Below are 18,895 nucleotides of genomic sequence, written 5' to 3' on the forward strand. Positions count from 1 at the left end.
AAACTGCCTCGTATATCGGGGGTGCAAAAAAAGGGCCATTTATCACGAATGCTGTTGTAAATACCGCCGGCAACTGGCCAAAATGGCCTGATCAAGTGGCGTATAGTGAAAGTCCGGAATCGTCTGCAGCAGTTTCCGGTTGTCGAAACGGGTTTTACTTTGCGCAACCTTCGCACTTTCCCTGCTGAGTAAAGGGCTTTTTCCGGTAAACATGGATTTCAGTTTTTCCAGGCGCCATGCCACCTGCCCCATGAGAGGGGATGCTTCCCTGTATGGCTTCCGTTTTCCAAAACCGGTCGCGATGGTATCCAGCAGCTGCCTGAAACTCCAGTTATCGCCGTTTACGATAAACCTTTCCATGGTAATATCACTCTCCAGCAAAGCGACCGCAGCCCTGGCCACATCCTCCACATATACAAAGCCGTTAATCCCATTGGTATACCATGGGAATTCATCATACACATTTTTAAAAATCGCACAACTGCTGTTCTTCCAGTTGCCATAGCCAAGGATTGTACTGGGGTTGAGGATCACACCTTCCAGGCCTTCAGCCATTCCACGCCACATTTCCATTTCAGCCTTGTGTTTTGATATGGCATAATGGGTATTCACACCGCTGTCTGTCCAGGCCTTTGTCTCATCCACCACATCTCCCTGCCTTGTCCGCCCCAATGCGGCAACGGAACTAACGTGTACGACCCTGCGAACACCTGTTTCCAGCGCAAGGTTCACTACATTGGCAGTGCCGCTCACATTGGCAGAATACATCCTGCTGCGATCGGAACTGTGAAAGGAAACCACCGCAGCTGAATGGATGACCGCATCCATCCCTTCCATGGCATCAAAAAGGGAACCAGGGTCCAGTATATCACCTTCCACCCATTCCACTTCCTGCAAAATGTTTGATTCAATAAAAAACGGCAGGCTGCTGTTTTCTCTTTTGATGGCCCTGACAATATAGCCGTCCATCACCAGTTGCCTGATGACCCATGCACCAAGAAAACCGGTTCCGCCGGTTACCAGCACTTTTTGTTTTTCCGCGGGAGGAGAAGATTGCATCATGCTTAATAAGTATAGTAACCAGCGCCGGTTTTCCGGCCAAGTTGCCCGGATTCGACTTTCTCCTGCTGGATATAAGATGGTTTTAATCTTTCGGGTTTCCCCAGTTGTTCATACACACTGCAACTCACAGCATAGTTGATATCATTGCCAATGAGATCCATCAGCCTGAACGGCCCCATTTTAAATCCGGCTGTTTCCATCAGCGCGTCAATCAGCGCCATCGGCACACCCTCTTCGGCCATCCTGAGTGATTCGATATAATAGGGTCTTGCTACCCTGTTCACTATAAAACCTGGGGCGTCCCTGCAGATTACAGGGGTCTTTCCCATATCTATTGCCAGGTTCTCCACCAGTTGAATAACTGAGTCACCGGTATAATCAGTACGCACGATTTCCACCAGTCTCATGATGGTGGCCGGATTGAAGAAATGCATCCCGATTACCCTTGAAGGATCAGGAAGTTCTTTGGCAATGGCAGTGATGGAAAGGGATGAGGTGTTGGAAGCAAAAACAGTATGATCGCCATTGATGGCAAACAGTTGCCGAAACAGTGCGATCTTGACTTCCGGCTTTTCCACCACTGCTTCTATAACCAGGTCGGCCACACATTCGGCCGCTTCATTCACAAAGCGGATATGATGCAGTATGGTTTGCCGTGCATGGTCAGAAATCTTCTTTTTTTCAACAAGCGATTGCAGGTTCTTCTCCACCTGTTGCCTGGCAGTATCCAGTACCTTTTGCGAAAGGTCATACAACAATACGTGGAAACCATGTTGCGCCGCAGCCTGTGCAATTCCCGAACCCATCGTTCCGGCGCCGCAAACACAAATGGTTTTAATCATAACAGTCGCTTTGTTGGGATATTACAAACTGGAAGTGAACTGTTGCAGGAACCTGACGTCGTTTTCACTGAAAAGGCGGAGGTCATTGATCTGGTATTTCAACATGGTAATTCTTTCTATGCCCATACCAAAGGCGAAACCGGTGTATTTATTGGAGTCGATGCCGCAGTTTTCCAATACCTGCGGATGAACCATTCCGCAACCCAGGATTTCGACCCATCCCGTATGTTTACAAACATTACATCCTTTTCCATTACAGAGCAGGCAGCTGATATCCATTTCCGCACTGGGTTCTGTGAAGGGGAAATAAGAAGGACGGAAACGGATCTTCACATCCCTGCCGAACAATTCCTGCACAAAAAAGTAGAGGGTTTGTTTGAGATCGGCAAAAGACACATGTTCATCAATATATAGTCCCTCTACCTGGTGAAAGAAACAATGCGCCCTGGCTGAAATGGTTTCATTGCGGTAAACCCTTCCCGGGGTAACGATCCGGATGGGCAGTTTACCTTTCTGCATTTCACGGATCTGTACGTTGCTGGTATGGGTACGCAGCAGCCAGTCAGGATTCTGGTTCAGGTAAAACGTATCCTGCATATCCCGTGCCGGGTGGTTTTCCGGCAGGTTCAGTGCAGAGAAATTATGCCAGTCGTCTTCAATTTCCGGTCCTTCGGAAACCGAAAAACCAAGCCTGCGGAAAATGGAAAGGATCTCGTTTCTCACCAGGCTGATGGGATGACGGGAACCCAGGGGCAACGGATCTCCGGGCAGGGTCAGGTCTGTATCCGAAGCCGCACCCGACTCTTCGGCTCCAGACAAAGCAGCTTTCCAGCTATCATATCTTTCTTCAGCAAAAACTTTAAAATCATTCAGGATGGCACCAAATTCTTTCTTCCTGTCTGCCGGAACATTTTTCATTTCGGCAAACAATGCTTTCACGATGCCTTTGGTACCCAGGAACCTGATCCTGTATTCTTCCAGTGACGCCGCACCATTTGGCTGTAAAGCCGCTATCTCTTCCTTATATGCCGCTATCTGCTCTAAGACATTTTCCATAAGGCAAAGATAAGGACTGAGGGGGAAAGAGTGAGGGGTGAGGGTTCAGAGGAATAGTTTCACGTACAGCCATACAAACGGTGTGGCAAACAGCAAGGAGTCGAACCGATCCATAAAACCACCATGGCCGGGCATGATCTGACCGCTGTCTTTAACGCCTGCCATCCGTTTCAGTTTACTTTCCAGCAGGTCTCCAAAAGTTCCGGCAACAGCCGATATGGTGGCAATGATGCCGGTATGCAAAATGGGCAGGTTGGTATACCATGCAAGCAAACACATTGCAGCGATACTGATGATGATTCCACCAATTGTTCCCTCCCATGTCTTCTTGGGAGAGATGGCACTCAGGGGCGTTTTGCCGATCATGGAACCGACCAGGTAGGCCATTGTGTCATTGATCCAGATGGAAAAAATGATTCCAAGTGGAAGCAGGTAACCATAATCAGGTTTTGTCCGGAGGCTTATCAGCAAACCCCAGCTCAATGATATATAAAGCAGGCCAAGGGCCGAATACCTGATATTTTTCAATTGGATATTCCTTGAAAACAACAACTCTGTGATTGGCAGCATAAACAGAAAAAGCAGTCCCATCCACCAGCCGATTGCATGTAGTGAAAGACTGCCGGCACTAAATTCATCGCTGGTAAAAACCAGGAGGAAACACCAGCCTGCCAGCATTACACCATACCGGTGAAAGGGTGTGATGGCAGCATAATCGGGTTCAAACTTTGCCACCAGGCGCTGGTATTCAACCCAGCAACCGAAATGTACTATGGTAAAGAGTATGAAGAAACTCCATTGGTTCCATAATAAACCGGTCAGCATTACAGCCACAAATATGAGTGCGGTAAATGCCCTTGTCCAGAATGTCTGCCAATTGAATGCCATGCGGAAAATATTGGGTTATTGGTTGTTCCCCTTCTGCCTTGATGGCAGGATCAGGTCATCATCGGTATCGTACAATTCACCATAATGGGTATGCGAAATGCGTTTCATATACCAAAGTATCAGCACGATTGCTGCAAAACTCAATATCACAAATACGGGCAGAATAGCTGGCTCCTGGTCTATATAGGTTTTATCCCTGTACACATATACCACCTGCAGGGCATTGTTCACAAAGTGAGCAATGATACCCGGCCAGATGCTGCCGCTGTACCAATAGATGGCCCCCAGCAGTACACCCAGCATCAGTCGCGGAAAGAATCCCAGGAATTGTCCGTGAAAAGCAGAAAACAAAACCGCTGTTATGATGATGCCGGTCCATGGCCGGCGGAAAATCTGGATAAACAATCTCTGCAACACCCCCCTGAAAAACAATTCTTCGCAGACGGCAGGGAGTAAGGCAATCAGGAACAGCATGGCAATCAGGTCAGACGGACCTTTCATATCAAGCATCGCCTTCATCAGCCTGCCGGCGTTCTCTTCCGCCGCCCTCATGGACAATTCCGTGGATTTCATCCATTCAGGAAATTGTATCTGCTGGTTCAGCTGGTTCAGCCAGGAAGCGGCCGGGAAAGCCAGCAGCATTAGCATGAATCCAAGCCACCAAAAGTTCAGGGGAACAGGTTTTTTACAGCCGATATACCTGCAGGCGCGCTGGTCGCTGAGATAGGCAAATAAAAGAGATGGTACCAGGAAGATCACCACGGTAAGAATACCCTGGATCATTTTCAGTGCTGAAACTACCCCGGGCTTTGAAAAGTCGAGCTCCTGCAATTGCTCTACAGGTACACCATAAAGTTTTGCCACGCCGAAATAGGTCACCAGTCCAAGTGTTAAATAGGTGCCAAAACTGAGGCTGCCAAAAATCACGAGTTGTAGCCAGGCCGGCTTATACTTAAGATAGGTGTTCATAGTATGGTTGCAAGATGCACCATTTTACGGAGAAATGGAGAAATAGAGAAATAGCGGTAATTTTGCGGAAATTTTTGCTATTGGTAAACATCGGTCCCATATCACTGCCCGGTTTCCCCTTATTGCTGGCCCCCATGGAAGACGTGAGCGATCCCCCCTTCCGTGCCGTTTGCAAGGATAATGGAGCCGACCTCATGTATACAGAATTCATCAGCAGTGAGGGACTGATCCGCGATGCCATCAAGAGCCGCCAGAAGCTCGACATCTTTGACTATGAGCGTCCGATCGGCATCCAGATCTTCGGCGGCGATGAAGAAGCCATGGGGATCAGTGCCCAGATCGTGGATACCATAAACCCTGACCTGCTGGACATCAATTTCGGTTGCCCGGTGAAAAAAGTTGTTACCAAAGGCGCCGGCGCTGCGGTGTTAAAGGATATAGACCTTATGGTACGGCTCACAGCCGCCTGCGTTCGCTCCACCAAACTTCCGGTTACGGTAAAAACAAGGCTGGGGTGGGACAATGATTCCATCAATATCGGCGAGGTGGCGGAGAGACTGCAGGATACAGGAATCAAGGCGCTCTCGGTTCATGGCAGAACCCGGGCGCAACTGTACAAGGGGCAGGCCGACTGGTCACATATCGCCAGGGTCAAGGACAATCCCCGCATCCGGATTCCGATTTTTGGTAATGGCGATATCGATTCGCCGGAAAAAGCGCTGGAATATAAGAACAGGTTTGGGGTGGATGGCATCATGATCGGCAGGGCAGCCATCGGTTATCCCTGGATCTTTAATGAGATCAAGCACTTTATGGCCACCGGGGAACACCTGCCGCCACCTGGTATTGAGCAGCGGGTGGAAGTGATTCGCAAGCACCTGCACAAATCCGTTGAATGGAAGGGACTGGTTCCCGGCATCAACGAAATGAGGCGCCACTACAATAACTACCTGAAAGGGCTGCCCAATATCAAGGAATTCAGGCTTCAACTGGTAACAGTAAAAACAGTTGAAGAAATTGACTACATCCTGGATACCATCAGAAAAACTTATGCAGGTTATGCATTCGAACCCCGCAAAGTGGAAATGGAAAAGATGGCCTGCAATTGTGACTGACCTTTCATTTCAAAACCGCCTCAATAACTTTTTCATCCATAGGTGAAATACCGGGTGCGAAATAATTGGTGAGCACCCCGTTTTCATCAACCAGGTATTTGGAAAAATTCCATTCCGGCTGCTGGTTGCACCAGCCGTTCAGGGATGCATCTGACAACCATTTAAAAACCGGATCCTGTCCATCTCCCTTTACAACCTTTGATTTTTTTGCAAGGGGAAAACTCACCCCGAAATTAACCTTGCAGAACTCTGCGATCTCTTCATCACTGCCTTTTTCCTGTTCCTTGAAGTCGTTGGCGGGAAAGCCTATAACCACCAGCTTTGGGGAATATCTTTCGTATAGTTGCTGCAGTGTTTCATACTGTGCCGTATAACCGCAATCAGAAGCTGTATTCACCAGGAGTATCTTTTTGCCCTTCAGGCTTTGAAGATCCAGCATACTGTTATTGTTCAGCACGACCTTCAGGTCGTAAAGGGACTTTGCAGGCAATTTACCGGAAAGGTTTTCCTGGCGGGATGCCTTTGCGCCGAACCATCGGCCGGCTTTCATGATCAGCGGGTAAACTATTTTCATGGCCTTCTGGCGGCCACTTAACCCTTCAGGAGAATTTGACATAAGTATTACAAAGAAGAGCAGCAACAACAGCACCAACAGGCCAAAAATTGAAAAGACTTTTTTTCGCATGATGATAACTGTTATATACCTGCTGGTTAACGGATCAATTTTTTGAACAATGAGAGTTTCCCTTTAAAAGGCGGGTACTTAATGCCAGGGTCAAACCAGGTGGGCGTTTTCATGACTGATTTCCGGTGACTGAAACAATCATAACTGAATTTCCCGTGACAGGCGCCGGTACCACTGTATCCTCTTCCGCCGAAAGGAAGGGATGGGTTGGTGAAATGCCAGGCAGTGTTGTTCACACAACCGCCGCCAAATGGAACACTCTCGATCCAGGCCTTCTCTCTTTTTTCACTGTTTGTGAAAATGTAAAAAGCAAGCGGGTTTGGATTCCTGGCTATAACCTGCAGGGCTTCTTCCATGGATTTGTAGGTCAGTACTGGCAATATGGGACCAAAAATTTCCTCCTTCATGATGGGAGCATCGGGTGACACTTCATCGAGAATGGATGGTGCAATATACCTGGCAGACTCGTCTGTTTTACCACCTTCGAGTATACGTCCCTGTTGGAGATAAGCTACCAGTCGCCTGAATTGTTTCTCGTTTATGATCCTGCCGAAGTCTTCACTTTTTGCAGGATCGCCGGAATAAAATTTACGGATATGATCTTTCAGGGCATCCACCAGTTTGTCTTTAACGGAATGGTGGACCAGGATATAATCCGGCGCAATGCACATTTGTCCGGCATTGGAAAATTTAGCCAGTGCTATTCTCCTTGCTGCCACTTCGATATTGGCATCGGCTTCCACCACACAGGGGCTTTTACCGCCAAGCTCCAGGGTTACCGGCACAAGTTGGGAAGCTGCCATCTGGTAAATAATCCTGCCCACAGTGGTACCACCTGTAAAGAATACATGGTCAAACCTGAAATGATTCATCATGGCCGGCAAAACCGTAGCGCCATCGCCCTGCACCACCATGATTTCTTCGGGAGCAAATGTTTCCGAGATCATTTTTTTGATCAGTGCATCCGTGGCGGGCGCGTATTCACTGGGTTTGAGCACAGCCGCATTGCCGGCAGCGATGGCACCTATCAGCGGAGACAACAAAAGCATGAACGGATAATTCCAGGGGGCGATAACCAGCACCACTCCCAGCGGCTCATTGTATATATGACTGGAGGAGGGCAGGTTGGCCAGGTTGGTGCCTACACGCTTTGGCCGCATCCAGGATGTAAGCTGGCTGAGTGCCTGCCTTATTTCAGCATGAACGATCCCTATTTCTGTAGCCCAGGCTTCCTCCTTCCCTTTATGCAGGTCATCATACAAAGCGCGGAATATGTCTTCCTCAAACCTGCGCACAACAGATTGCAATCTCAACAGTTTGTCGCGTCTTGCTTCATACGAAGAAGATTGGCCGGACTGGAAATGTTTTTTCATGGCTTGCAATCCGGGAAGGATCAGATCCTGCTGCGGTTCAGCAGCAGATATGGGAGCGGTCGTTGTGAGCATAATGATTAATTTACAACAATCAGTTGTAAAGATGGTTTTCCATTTAATTATTTTCGCTGCATGATGACGGACGAACAATATATGGAACAGGCTTTGCGGGAAGCCGAAAAAGCATATGAAGCAGGGGAAGTTCCGGTGGGGGCCATCGTTGTCATCAACGGTAAGATCATTTCACGTGGTTATAACCAGGTGGAACAATTGAATGACCCTACTGCCCACGCGGAGATCATCGCCCTGACATCGGCATTTAATTACCTGGGCGCGAAATATATTCCGGAAGCCACTGTGTATGTAACAGTGGAGCCCTGCCTGATGTGCACAGGAGCCCTTTACTGGAGTAAAGTGGGCAGAATTGTATGGGGGGCTGATGATGAGAAGAACGGTCATGCCCGCATCACGAAAGACAACTGGCCCTTTCATCCGAAAGCCACGGTTCAGAAAGGCGTTCTGGCGGAAAAATGTGCCGCGCTGATGAAAGCATTTTTCCGGGAGAAGCGGGGCTGAGTGTTGATTTAACAAGCCATTATTAATCCTTACGAACTTGTGCTGGTCATGGTATGGTAAAGCCCAGGCCATGAAAAAAATTATACTCTTCATTTTACCCCTAGCTGTGATTTTTGCTTCCTGTACTAAGCAGGATATTGGTTACCGCCCCCCTGTGGATGAAGCCTACTGGCTGAAACAGGAAAGGGCTGTGGTAACCTACAGCAGTTTCAATTGCGACTTTTATGTGGTGGAAACCGCTTATGGCTTCAGTGTACTTCAAAGCTGGGGAGGTTTCACTCCTTTACGGGGATCGGTTCTCTATGGTAATTTCAGCAGGTATGGTGTGCAGACATTTTACAACCGTTCAGAAGGGTACCTGGTGCAGGCCAATGTGATGGATTACTGGCTCACCTACTGGGATGCCATGGACCAGGCCGACTACGAGTGCAGCAGGTAGGTATAGCGTCTGACGCGCGTCTGACGTATGTCAGACGCGCGTCAGACGCATATCATGAACAAAATACCGCAACAGGTGTTCTGATATGTATTTTACACATGTCAGACACCTTTTTTTGGTGAATGGCCGCCAGGCTTTAAATTTGCTACTCCTTCCTTTGCAAGTCTATTTTTTAATATATAAATTCTGATCTTATGGCATTTACACTAGCAGCGCTTCCTTATGCTCACGATGCACTGGAGCCACATATCGACACCCTGACCATGCAGATACACCATGGAAAACACCACCAGGCTTATGTTGACAACCTGAATAAAGCCATTGCCGGCACCCCAAATGAGAACAAATCCCTCGAAGAACTGGTTGCTGTTGCCGGAACCATTTCCCCAGCCGTACGCAATAATGGCGGCGGTCACTGGAACCACACTTTCTTCTGGGAAAGCCTTGCCCCCAACGCAGGAGGCCAGCCTTCAGGTGCCCTGGCAGAAGCCATCAATGCAGCTTTCGGTTCCTTTGACGCCTTTAAGGAAAAATTCGCCAACGCCGGCATGACCCGCTTCGGAAGCGGTTGGGCATGGCTGATAGTAAAGGATGGAAAACTGGAGGTGAGTTCTACACCCAACCAGGACAATCCCCTGATGGACGTTGCAGAAGTTAAGGGGACACCGATCCTTGGAGTGGATGTATGGGAGCATGCTTATTACCTGAAATACCAGAACCGCCGCGCTGAATACCTGGGCGCTTTCTGGAATGTTATCAACTGGAATAAGATTGCAGATCGTTTCGCAGCTGCATCCAAATAGTTTATTTTTAACTGACTAATTCCAATTACGATCCCGCCCAGGGCGGGATCTTTGTTTTAAAACACTACCATGAAAAATGTTTTTTTAGGACTTTCGGCTCTCGTTATGCTGGCTGCCTGCTCTTCCGCCCCACAAAAGAAAGTGGTGGTGATGTCAAGTGGTAAAATCAATGTGACCGGCGATGCCGTTAGCTTTGACCCGGGTACCCAGCACAATGAGCAAACCATTACGCTTAAAGGTGATAAACTGACCGTTACCGATCCTTCCGGCTCCAAAGATTACGCTGTAACTGAACCGGGAACCTGGCTACTGAATCTTAAAAAAGATACGCTGATCGGCAGCTTTCAGGCTTTTGGGGAGGCCGGCTCAAGGGAAGGCCGTATTACCCAGGAACAGATGATGGAAAGGATGGACAGCCTGAAGCAACTGATGGTAGGCGCCAATATCAGCGCAGCCAGGAAAAATCATTTTCTGGCACCGGGCGACTTCAAAAAGATCACCACTGCCGACAATGCCATAATAGTAGGGCCATTCAAGGGCATGCCTGCTTCACTGGAGCCTGATAAAAAAGGAAATATCCCTGAAGTGTACAAATTCATCAGCAATAAAGACGCGAGAGAAACACTTGACCGTTTGGAGAAAATGCTGAAAGGTAACGAGGAATAAAGATTGCGGGTGAGGAGTAATCCGCCTTCCTCCTCACCCCTTTACTTCAGCGGGTCGTACCCGCTTCCCCCCCAGGGATGGCAGCGGCTGACACGTTTAAGCGTAAGCCAGAATCCTTTTATCGGCCCGTATTTCCGGAAAGCTTCGAGGCCATATTGTGAGCAGGTTGGGGTATAACGGCATTTCGGTCCCAGCAGGGGCGATATCCCCCACTGGTATATTTTTATCAGCGCAATAAAAGGGACACTCAATATTTTTTTAATTCCGTTCATTTTTTCGGATTTAACAGGCGTACCAGTTTAGCCAGTGCCTGTTCCACCACCCGGAGACACTCTTCCTGCCCTGGCAGTTCCTTCCCGGTATAGATGAAAAAAACGGATAAATGGCTGCCTGAGCTCCGGGCATATTCATATAAGCCTTCCTTTTGCAACCGGTAAGATTCCCTGATCAGCCTTTTGATCCGGTTCCGGTCCACTGCTTTCTTAAAATACCGCTTACTCACCCCCACCCCAAACTGCACCTCCCCCTTCACCCCTTTCCGCTCACCGGTCAATCCCTCCCTTTTCAGTTCCCCATAATAGACCCTCACAGGGTAAATAGCAAAGCTCCTCCCCGTTTTAAAGAGTTCATCGATCTTTTTCCGATGCTTCAGTCTTTCCTGCCCGTGAAGAGTAAATCTGGACAAAGTAATGTGTTGACCGGTATTGATCCGGCAGTGTTAAACAAAAATAGCCCCGATCCGGCAAAGCGGAGCGGAGCTATTGTCAATATCTGTTTCCGCCGGAGCGGATCCGATTACTTCAGTTTGCTTTCAGAAGAAACAGTCAGTTTCTTACGACCCTTTGCACGACGGCTGGCCAGTACTTTACGACCATTAGCAGTTTGCATGCGCTTACGGAAACCGTGAACGGTTTTGCGGCGACGACGGTGTGGTTGAAATGTTCTTTTCATTTTACATTTTTTTACTAACCCTTAAAAAATATACGCCTGTGGAGAGCCAGACGATTGATTTCCAATCACATCGGGCCACCATACCCGCTTGTGTCGTGAAAGGGACGGCAAAGGTAATAAAATATTGCAAAAAATCAGCCAGGCTTTCTATTTTTCCATCCTCCAACGGTCATAATCCCGGAACCAGGAACTGTTCCAGTACCTGTACCTGGGAATCTGCTTTTGTTCCAGCCTTTTGATAAAGTCCTGGTAATCTTTCTTTTCTGCCGGGGTCCACAGCGCTTCACTCAATGCCGTCATGCGCGGGAAGACCATATAATCCACCTTATGCTGGTTTTCCATGTATTCGGTCCAGACATTAGCCTGCCCACCCACTACTTTATGCTGCAGGTTCTGTTTCACCAGCGCCATGGGAACCGGGTCATAGCGGTAAACCGCTTCCAGCGGATTGTATCCATGAATGGCCAGACTATCCTTTGGGTCCCGGGACTGGTAATGATCAAAATAATAAGGCTTCCCCGGAGTCATGATGATATCAAACCCTCTCCTGGCAGCGTCGATCGCCTTTTTCTCATCTCCCCAGTTCACAATCAGTGTAGTGGTATCGAGGTCACCCTCGGCAATCTCATGCCAGCCCACCGCCCTTCTCCCCGATTCTTTGAGGTAGCCGGCAACCTGCTCTATAAAATAAGTCTGTAAAGCCACTTCATTGGGGAGGCCCTTTTCTTTCATGAACCGCTGGGTGGCGCTGTCCTGCTTCCACCAGAGCTTACTGCACTCATCTCCCCCGATATGGATATAGGTGGAAGGGAAAAGATCCGTCAGCTCTGAAAAAATGGTTTTCAGAAAGGCGAAGGTTTCCGCCCGGGGTGCCAGCACATTGTTCTGCCGATTGTACATGCCCCAGGTAAATGCCACATTCCAGGTGGTATCGGGCTTTGTGCTTAATTCGGGGTAGGCAGCAATGGTAGCGCGGCTATGGCCGGGAATATCGATTTCCGGTATCACATTAATACCCCTTACCGCAGCGTAGGCCAGTACCTCCCTGATCTCGTCCTTTGTATAAAAACCGCCGTAACGTTTTCCGTCGTAGCGGGCCGGACTATCCTTAAAATGCCCGACAAGGGTTGAGTCGCGCCAGGAACCGATACTGTTCAGCTTCGGGTAGGAATTTATTTCCAGGCGCCAGCCCTGGTCATCGGTAAGATGCCAGTGAAAGGTGTTGAACTTATGAAAGGTCAGGTAGTCTATATATTTTTTGATATACGTGAGCGGAAACATATGCCGCACCACATCCAGGTGCATACCCCGGTAGGAAAACCTGGGATAATCAATGATTTCCAAAGACGGCAGATGAAAACCGCCGGAACTGTCGAGGGGCATCAGCTGAAGCATTGATTGAATGCCATTGACAATACCTCGTATATCCCTGGCTGTGAGCACAACATGTTTTCCCGTGACTTGCAGGATATACATTTCAGGCTTATCAATGGTCTGGTCGTTTTTATGAAGAACGATTCCCCTGGCCGGCAAATCTGCCTGTGACGGCTCCAGCATCCGGAGGCTGAGGTCCAGCCCAGTCTGCGCCATTACCTGCCCGCGAAAATATTCCGCCTGGGGCTTCCAGCTGCTATCGTAATAGATAACCGTCTGTTCATTTACCGGCACCTGATTTTTACCTGTCTGCTTTACCATCACCGGCTTTGGAATAATACTGACAGCCGCCTGTGAAAAGGCAACCTGCCGATATGCCATCAAACACACCAGCACCATCATTAACTGAATATTTCTCTTCATGATCAAAATAAAAGGTGGAATTACAAATCAATTCTTACAGCGCGCAGGGCTTCCCCAAAAAATATGCTGGCATGCTTTTCAAAATCGGCCACTGAGTCTGTGGTATAAAATTTTCGGGTACCCCTCTTGGTTATACGAGCATCCATGGATGGATGACGCTGCAGGTAATCCTTCAGGCTGTTGGCCACAATTTCGCCCTGGGACAAAAGCTCCACGCCTTCCGGCAGGCATTGAAGGATCTTTTCCGCCAGCAGGGGGTAATGCGTACAGGCCAGCAGCACCGTATCGATGAGGCCGCTTTTCTCCATCAGCCTGTCTATGTGTTGCCGGATAAAATAATCGGCACCCGGCTTATTGTGTTCATTGTTTTCAACCAGGGGAACCCACATGGGGCAGGCTTCCTGGTGTACTTTCAACTGGGGAAAGAATTTACTGATCTCAATGGGGTATGAATCCGACGCAACTGTACCGGCAGTGGCCAGGATGCCGACTTCACCCGACATGGAAAAGTTTCCGATAATTTCAGTGGTAGGCCGGATTACTCCAAGCACGCGGCGATCGGGAGCCAGTATCGGCAGGTCATTTTGCTGGATGGTCCTCAAAGCCTTGGCAGAGGCGGTATTACAGGCAAGCACCACCAGGGGGCAGCCCTGGTCAAAAAACCACTTTACGCATTCAAGGGTATAACGGTAAACCGTATCAAAACTCCTGGTACCGTAGGGAGCGCGCGCATTGTCGCCCAGGTAGATATAATCATAAGCCGGAAGGGCTTTTACGATCTCTTTCATTACCGTCAGCCCCCCATAACCTGAATCGAAAATCCCGATCGGATAGTCCCCTGTTGGAGATACTGTATTCATACACGTTAAACTTATACGCCTGGTTTCAGTAAAAGCCGGAAGTTAACACATAAAACAGTTGGTCCTGCCATTGCTATAAATAACAAACGCCGGGATACTATCCCGGCGTTCATACAGAGCCTGTGAAAAGATTTTTATTTCAAGCCCAGTTTCTTCTTCACCAATGGCAGAAGGTCGTCACCGGGAGGAGAAACAATCAGGTATTCTTTGGGAAACACATGGGTGTAACCGCTTTCCTTTGCAACGGCCTGAACTGCTTCCATTGCTTTTTTCTGGATGGGTTCGCTCAGCTCTTCCTGCTTCTTTTGCAGTTCCTGCTGGATACGCTGCTCTTCACCCTGAAGTTCAGTAAGCTTTTGCTGCAGTTCCTTGCGCTTAACTTCTTTCACAGCAGTGGTCATTTTTGCTGAGTCGGCATTGAATTTCTGGATGCCTTCGTTCAGTGCATTTTCTTTCTCCTGTGCGCTCTGGATCAGGGCGTCACGGAATTGTACGAGGGCGGAGTCAGCTTTCTTTGCATCGGGCATAGCGGCCACAACTTCATTGAAGCTGATGTAGCCAATCTTGGTTTGCGCCTTAACAGTGCTGCTAACCATAACCAGTCCCACAGCTACCATCAGAATTGATAAAACTTTTTTCATGCGATTGTTTGTTACTTAAAAGTTGTTTTCGTTACGGTTTTAGTTGTATCTAAAAAATCCTTTACAGATTATTTAACACCCAGTTCTTTCAGCACATCTTCGCTCTTATCCAGTTTGGGGTCGGCAAATATAACGGTAATTCCTTCACTTTTGTCCAAAATAAAGTCATACATCCGGGCCACAGCGATTTTCTGGATGGCTTCGTAAACCTTATCCTGAACCGGCTTTACGAGTTCCTGGCGCATTTTGAACAGGTCGCCTTCAAACCCGAAGCGCTTGCGTTGCAATTCCCGGACTTCCTTTTCCCGAAGGAAAATCTCATCCTCCCTCTTTTTGCGAAGTTCAGCACTCAGCATCACTTGTTCAGCTTCAAAGTCTTTGTACAGTTTGTTCAATGCCATCTGCTTGTTGTCAATTTCCTGCTGCCACTGCTTGCTGACGGTTTCAAGGCCAGTCTGGGCAGCCTTGTACTCAGGCATTTTATCCAGGATATACCTGGTGTCAACAACGGCATAACGCTGGGCCTGCACGGCAAAACCTGCGGCCAATACAAAACAAAATGCCAGGAAGATCTTTTTCATAACTGCGATTTACTGTTATAAATAATTCTTTATTCCGGTTCAAATCCTAACATGAAGGTAAACCTGGCCGCGTCGCGGAGTTTACCGTTAGGTGTAATCCTGTCGAATCCTACACCATAATCAAATCCGAGCAATCCGAACATGGGCAGGAAAAAGCGCATACCCACGCCTGCGCTGCGACGGAGGCGGAATGGGTTGTAGTCCTTGTAATTATACCATCCGTTGGCTGCTTCAAAGAAAGCAAGACCAAATATTGTACTGTTCGGGTTGGTGGAGAAAGGATAGCGCATCTCCAGTGTATACTTGTTGAAAATAGTAAAGAACTGGCTTGCGGATGATTTATCCGGGTTCACTGTGGGATCGGAATTATCGTACACCGGATAACCGCGGTGCGCGATGATATCATATCCGAGAAGACCAAAGTTGTTGGTCAGGCCGGCATCCCCCACCTGGAATCTTTCAAACGGAGAATAGTCAAGCTTGCTGTTATAGCGTCCCATAAAGCCGTATTTGGCAGCGGCTTTCAACACAAACTGGCGGCTGCGGTCGGCACCCATCGGCTTACCGATCGGCACATACCACTCACCTGTAAAGCGCCATTTGTGAAACTCAGGTAACTCGTAAGGGTTGGCACTGTTTACACGTCCCGGATCAATGAGCGAATAAGGTGGTGTTGCCTGCACACTGGCCATAAAGCTGGAACCGCTTTTCGGGAAGATGGGCTGGTCAATGGAAGACCGGCTCAGAGCGAGTTTCAGGCTGAGGTTGTGCGCGGTGGTATTGTTCAGTCCGGGGAACAGATTCGGATAGTTCTGCAGTTTGTACTGGGTAAAGTTCAGGGAGTAAACCAGGGTGAAATAATCATCGGGCCACCTCAGTTGCTTACCCAATGCTATGGATACGCCCAGTGTACGCAGGAAGGATGTATCACCGGCTTTACGGTCATACAAGCCGGTAAAGGGATTGTAGGCATTGGCGAAACGGGTACTGTAAAAGCTTACGGAGAAAGAGTTCCGGCGCTTTCCACCCAGCCAGGGTTCCGTAAAGGAGAAGTTATAGGAACGGAACTGGCGGCCATTACTCTGGAGTCGGAGGCTCAGTTTCTGTCCATCACCTGAAGGCAGCGGATCCCAGGTTTTCTTGTTGAAAATATTCTTGATGGAAAAGTTATTGAAGGTAACACCCAGTGTACCTGTCAACCCGATGTTACCACCCCATCCGGCCGAAAGTTCGAGCTGGTCATTTGATTTTTCCTCCACTTTATAGTTAATATCCACCGTACCGTCATCGGGGTTGGGAACAGGGTTGATATCAATTTTCTCCTGGTTGAAATAGCCGAGGTTGGCGATTTCACGGTTGGAGCGGATCAGGTCGGCGCGACTGAATTTTTCACCCGGAACTGTACGGAGTTCACGACGGATTACATGTTCCTTTGTTTTATCGTTGCCGGCAATATTAATATTCTTGATGGTCGCCTGCGGCCCTTCACGCATCCTGATCTCAAAATCAATGGTATCATTGTACACAGCGGTTTCAACAGGATCCACGGAGAAAAAGAGATAACCGTCATCCATATATAAACCACTGATATCACCGCCTTCCGGGGTCATCTGCTTACCCAGTTTTTTATTAAGTGTTTCAAGATTATAGATATCACCTTTCTTGATGCCCAGCAACACATTGAGAATGGAATCGCCGTATTTGGTATTCCCTTTCCAGGCAATGTTTCCGAAATAGTACTGGCGGCCTTCATCGACCTTCAGGTCAATGTTCAGGTTGCCTTTCCTGCTGTAATACTGGGTATCGGAGACAATGGCAGCATCCCGGTATCCCATGGAGTTGTAATATTCCAGCACTTTGTCCTTGTCTTCCTCAAACTTTGTCTGGTTGAACTTGGCAGAACTGAATAATTTAAAACGGAAGTAAGGGTCGAGAAAATTGGCGGTTTTAGTGGGAGAAAGAAAACCCCAGTCGTTGATATATTCAGAAAAGCTTACAGGTTTGCGGGCACCATAGGAACTGGAATCATAAGAAGGATAAAGCGTTAACCTGGAAGTTTCCTTGGTTCCCTTCATTTTCTTTTTCAGCTTCAGTTCATTAACCATTTCGTTTCCATAGAAACTCACCTGGTTGATCCTTACCTTATTTCCTTTTGCGATACGGAAGGTCAGTATCTGTGTATTTGCAAATGCGGGATCCGCTGCTTCCTCAATCACAATCTTAGCACCCTGGAAGCCCTTTTCCACATAGTATTTCTGGATGTTCTCGATGGCGGTGCGCTTCATATTTTCGGTAATCACCCGTCCTTTAACAAGGCCGGTTTTACCTTCCAGTTCTTCTGCTTCAGATTTCTTTACCCCCTTAAATGCAAAACTGGAAAGGCTGGGTCTTTCCGTTACATTGATCTCTATATAGAGGTTCCGTTCAACAACTTTGGTATAATAAATCTGGACATCGGAGAACAGGTTCTGTTTCCACAGGTTCATAATAGCCTTGCTGATATTATCGCCACCCGGAATAACCACCTTGTCGCCAACTGAGAGTCCGGATATGGAAAGCAGCAATGCCTGGTCCCTGTATTTGGTACCGGTTACCTCGATTCCGGCAATGGTATATTCCCGCGGGGATTTTAAGCTGGACAATGCCTCCAATTCTGGATCGATTGCTGTGGGCCGTGTGGTATCAGGTTGTTGTGCCTGGGCAGTAAATCCGATCATCATAAGCAGAAAGGCAACAACGAGTAATCTTCTGTGCATCCAGTTGGTTTTATAAAGTAGGCAAATTAAGGTGATTGTTTAAAAAAGCTTTGTTAAAGGGAGGCTTCCTGCACCTGGGCGCTGGTTTTTCCGAACCTTCTTTCCCGTTGCTGGAAGTCCAGGATGGCCTCATAGAGGTTTTCCTTGCGGAATTCGGGCCATCTTACATTGGTAAAATAAAGTTCGGCATAAGCAAGCTGGTAGAGTAGAAAATTGCTGATCCGGTATTCCCCGCTGGTGCGGATCATCAGCTCCGGGTCAGGAAATTCACTGGTGCAAAGGTATTGCCGTAGTGTCTCCTGGCTGATGGCTGCGGGATCAATTTTCCCTGCCAGCACATCGGCAGCAATCTGTTTAATGGCTTCCACCATTTCCCAGCGGCTGCTGTAGCTCAGTGCCATAACGAGGTTCAGGCCAGTATTATGACTGGTCATATCCAGCGCTTCCTTCAGCTCCTGGCGGGCATAATCCGGCAGCATATTGATATCACCTATGACATGCAGTTTTATATTATTTCGGTTAAGGGTATCCACTTCCTTGCGGATGGTGTCGACCAATAATTCCATCAGGCCGTTCACTTCCTGGGCCGGGCGGTCCCAGTTTTCAGTACTGAAAGCGTAAAGGGTCAGGTAACCGACTCCAAGTTCAGCGCAGCCTTCCACAATATCGCGCACACTTTCCACGCCATGGAAATGGCCATAAAGGCGGTCCTGGCCTTTTTCCTGTGCCCAGCGGCCATTCCCATCCATGATGATGGCAATGTGTCGGGGCAATTTTTGCCGGTCAATTTTCGCTTCCAGCGAACTCATATAATCAAATTTCAGGCTGCGAAGGT

General features: G+C 48.3%; 21 protein-coding genes. 5 read left to right on the top strand and 16 right to left on the bottom strand.

Annotation, left to right across the window (positions count from 1 at the left end; genetic code table 11):
• Positions 1–42: 42 nt before the first annotated feature.
• From BC349_RS09300 to BC349_RS09320, 5 genes are read right to left on the bottom strand one after another with little or no spacing between them, the layout of a single operon-like run.
• Positions 43–1,062, bottom strand: a complete 1,020-nt coding sequence (locus tag BC349_RS09300) for an NAD-dependent epimerase/dehydratase family protein (protein ID WP_246456874.1) — start codon at positions 1,060–1,062, stop codon at positions 43–45.
• A 2-nt stretch (positions 1,063–1,064) separates the two neighbouring features.
• Positions 1,065–1,904 (bottom strand): 3-hydroxyacyl-CoA dehydrogenase family protein, encoded by an 840-nt coding sequence (locus BC349_RS09305; protein WP_187256464.1) that lies wholly within the window; start codon positions 1,902–1,904, stop codon positions 1,065–1,067.
• Positions 1,905–1,925: 21 nt separating this feature from the next.
• Entirely contained in the window at positions 1,926–2,960 is a 1,035-nt protein-coding gene (gene pheS / locus BC349_RS09310; RefSeq protein ID WP_187256465.1) for a phenylalanine--tRNA ligase subunit alpha, read from the bottom strand.
• 45 nt (positions 2,961–3,005) lie between these two features.
• Positions 3,006–3,848, bottom strand: coding sequence for a phosphatidate cytidylyltransferase (locus BC349_RS09315; RefSeq protein ID WP_187256466.1), 843 nt, complete (start codon positions 3,846–3,848; stop codon positions 3,006–3,008).
• Positions 3,849–3,863: 15 nt separating this feature from the next.
• Positions 3,864–4,817 (bottom strand): CPBP family intramembrane glutamic endopeptidase, encoded by a 954-nt coding sequence (locus BC349_RS09320; RefSeq protein WP_187256467.1) that lies wholly within the window; start codon positions 4,815–4,817, stop codon positions 3,864–3,866.
• 80 nt (positions 4,818–4,897) lie between these two features.
• On the opposite strand from BC349_RS09320, the gene dusB reads away from it, so the two are divergent.
• Positions 4,898–5,932: a tRNA dihydrouridine synthase DusB gene (gene dusB / locus BC349_RS09325; protein WP_187256468.1), complete on the top strand. Its 1,035-nt coding sequence runs from the start codon at positions 4,898–4,900 to the stop codon at positions 5,930–5,932.
• 4 nt (positions 5,933–5,936) lie between these two features.
• Here the strand turns inward: dusB and BC349_RS09330 are convergent, their stop codons facing one another.
• Together BC349_RS09330 and BC349_RS09335 are read right to left on the bottom strand one after the other, a co-directional pair.
• Positions 5,937–6,617 carry a glutathione peroxidase gene (locus BC349_RS09330; protein ID WP_246456876.1) on the bottom strand — a complete coding sequence of 227 codons (681 nt, stop codon included), beginning with the start codon at positions 6,615–6,617 and terminating at the stop codon, positions 5,937–5,939.
• Between the two features lie 26 nt (positions 6,618–6,643).
• Positions 6,644–8,062 (bottom strand): aldehyde dehydrogenase family protein, encoded by a 1,419-nt coding sequence (locus BC349_RS09335; protein ID WP_222840129.1) that lies wholly within the window; start codon positions 8,060–8,062, stop codon positions 6,644–6,646.
• A 60-nt stretch (positions 8,063–8,122) separates the two neighbouring features.
• On the opposite strand from BC349_RS09335, the gene BC349_RS09340 reads away from it, so the two are divergent.
• The 4 genes from BC349_RS09340 (at position 8,123) to BC349_RS09355 (ending at position 10,474) form a co-directional block, all read left to right on the top strand.
• The gene (locus BC349_RS09340; RefSeq protein WP_281384566.1) at positions 8,123–8,566 is read left to right on the top strand and encodes a nucleoside deaminase; all 444 of its coding nucleotides are present in this window, start codon (positions 8,123–8,125) and stop codon (positions 8,564–8,566) included.
• A gap of 70 nt (positions 8,567–8,636) precedes the next feature.
• Positions 8,637–9,005 carry a hypothetical protein gene (locus tag BC349_RS09345; protein ID WP_187256469.1) on the top strand — a complete coding sequence of 123 codons (369 nt, stop codon included), beginning with the start codon at positions 8,637–8,639 and terminating at the stop codon, positions 9,003–9,005.
• A 194-nt stretch (positions 9,006–9,199) separates the two neighbouring features.
• Positions 9,200–9,808 (top strand): superoxide dismutase, encoded by a 609-nt coding sequence (locus BC349_RS09350; RefSeq protein WP_187256470.1) that lies wholly within the window; start codon positions 9,200–9,202, stop codon positions 9,806–9,808.
• 69 nt (positions 9,809–9,877) lie between these two features.
• Complete coding sequence (locus BC349_RS09355; protein ID WP_187256471.1) at positions 9,878–10,474, top strand: hypothetical protein; 597 nt, start codon at positions 9,878–9,880, stop codon at positions 10,472–10,474.
• Between the two features lie 41 nt (positions 10,475–10,515).
• Here the strand turns inward: BC349_RS09355 and yidD are convergent, their stop codons facing one another.
• From yidD to uppS, 9 genes are all read right to left on the bottom strand, one after another.
• Complete coding sequence (gene yidD, locus BC349_RS09360; protein ID WP_187256472.1) at positions 10,516–10,746, bottom strand: membrane protein insertion efficiency factor YidD; 231 nt, start codon at positions 10,744–10,746, stop codon at positions 10,516–10,518.
• Positions 10,743–11,159: a ribonuclease P protein component gene (gene rnpA / locus BC349_RS09365; RefSeq protein ID WP_187256473.1), complete on the bottom strand. Its 417-nt coding sequence runs from the start codon at positions 11,157–11,159 to the stop codon at positions 10,743–10,745. Before rnpA ends, yidD begins: the two co-directional genes overlap by 4 nt.
• A gap of 110 nt (positions 11,160–11,269) precedes the next feature.
• On the bottom strand, positions 11,270–11,425 hold the full coding sequence (rpmH, locus tag BC349_RS09370; protein WP_072038984.1) for a 50S ribosomal protein L34: 156 nt from the start codon (positions 11,423–11,425) through the stop codon (positions 11,270–11,272).
• 147 nt (positions 11,426–11,572) lie between these two features.
• Positions 11,573–13,222: a beta-N-acetylhexosaminidase gene (locus tag BC349_RS09375; protein ID WP_187256474.1), complete on the bottom strand. Its 1,650-nt coding sequence runs from the start codon at positions 13,220–13,222 to the stop codon at positions 11,573–11,575.
• Positions 13,223–13,242: 20 nt separating this feature from the next.
• Positions 13,243–14,082, bottom strand: a complete 840-nt coding sequence (gene murI / locus BC349_RS09380) for a glutamate racemase (protein ID WP_187256475.1) — start codon at positions 14,080–14,082, stop codon at positions 13,243–13,245.
• A gap of 134 nt (positions 14,083–14,216) precedes the next feature.
• Positions 14,217–14,723 carry an OmpH/Skp family outer membrane protein gene (locus BC349_RS09385; protein WP_187256476.1) on the bottom strand — a complete coding sequence of 169 codons (507 nt, stop codon included), beginning with the start codon at positions 14,721–14,723 and terminating at the stop codon, positions 14,217–14,219.
• 68 nt (positions 14,724–14,791) lie between these two features.
• Entirely contained in the window at positions 14,792–15,304 is a 513-nt protein-coding gene (locus BC349_RS09390) for an OmpH/Skp family outer membrane protein (RefSeq protein ID WP_187256477.1), read from the bottom strand.
• Between the two features lie 29 nt (positions 15,305–15,333).
• On the bottom strand, positions 15,334–18,060 hold the full coding sequence (locus tag BC349_RS09395; protein WP_187256478.1) for a BamA/OMP85 family outer membrane protein: 2,727 nt from the start codon (positions 18,058–18,060) through the stop codon (positions 15,334–15,336).
• Between the two features lie 53 nt (positions 18,061–18,113).
• Positions 18,114–18,869, bottom strand: a complete 756-nt coding sequence (gene uppS / locus BC349_RS09400) for an undecaprenyl pyrophosphate synthase (RefSeq protein ID WP_187256479.1) — start codon at positions 18,867–18,869, stop codon at positions 18,114–18,116.
• Between the last annotated feature and the right edge of the window lie 26 nt (positions 18,870–18,895).

The organism is Flavihumibacter stibioxidans, assembly GCF_014332695.1.
GTDB lineage: Bacteria > Bacteroidota > Bacteroidia > Chitinophagales > Chitinophagaceae > Flavihumibacter > Flavihumibacter stibioxidans.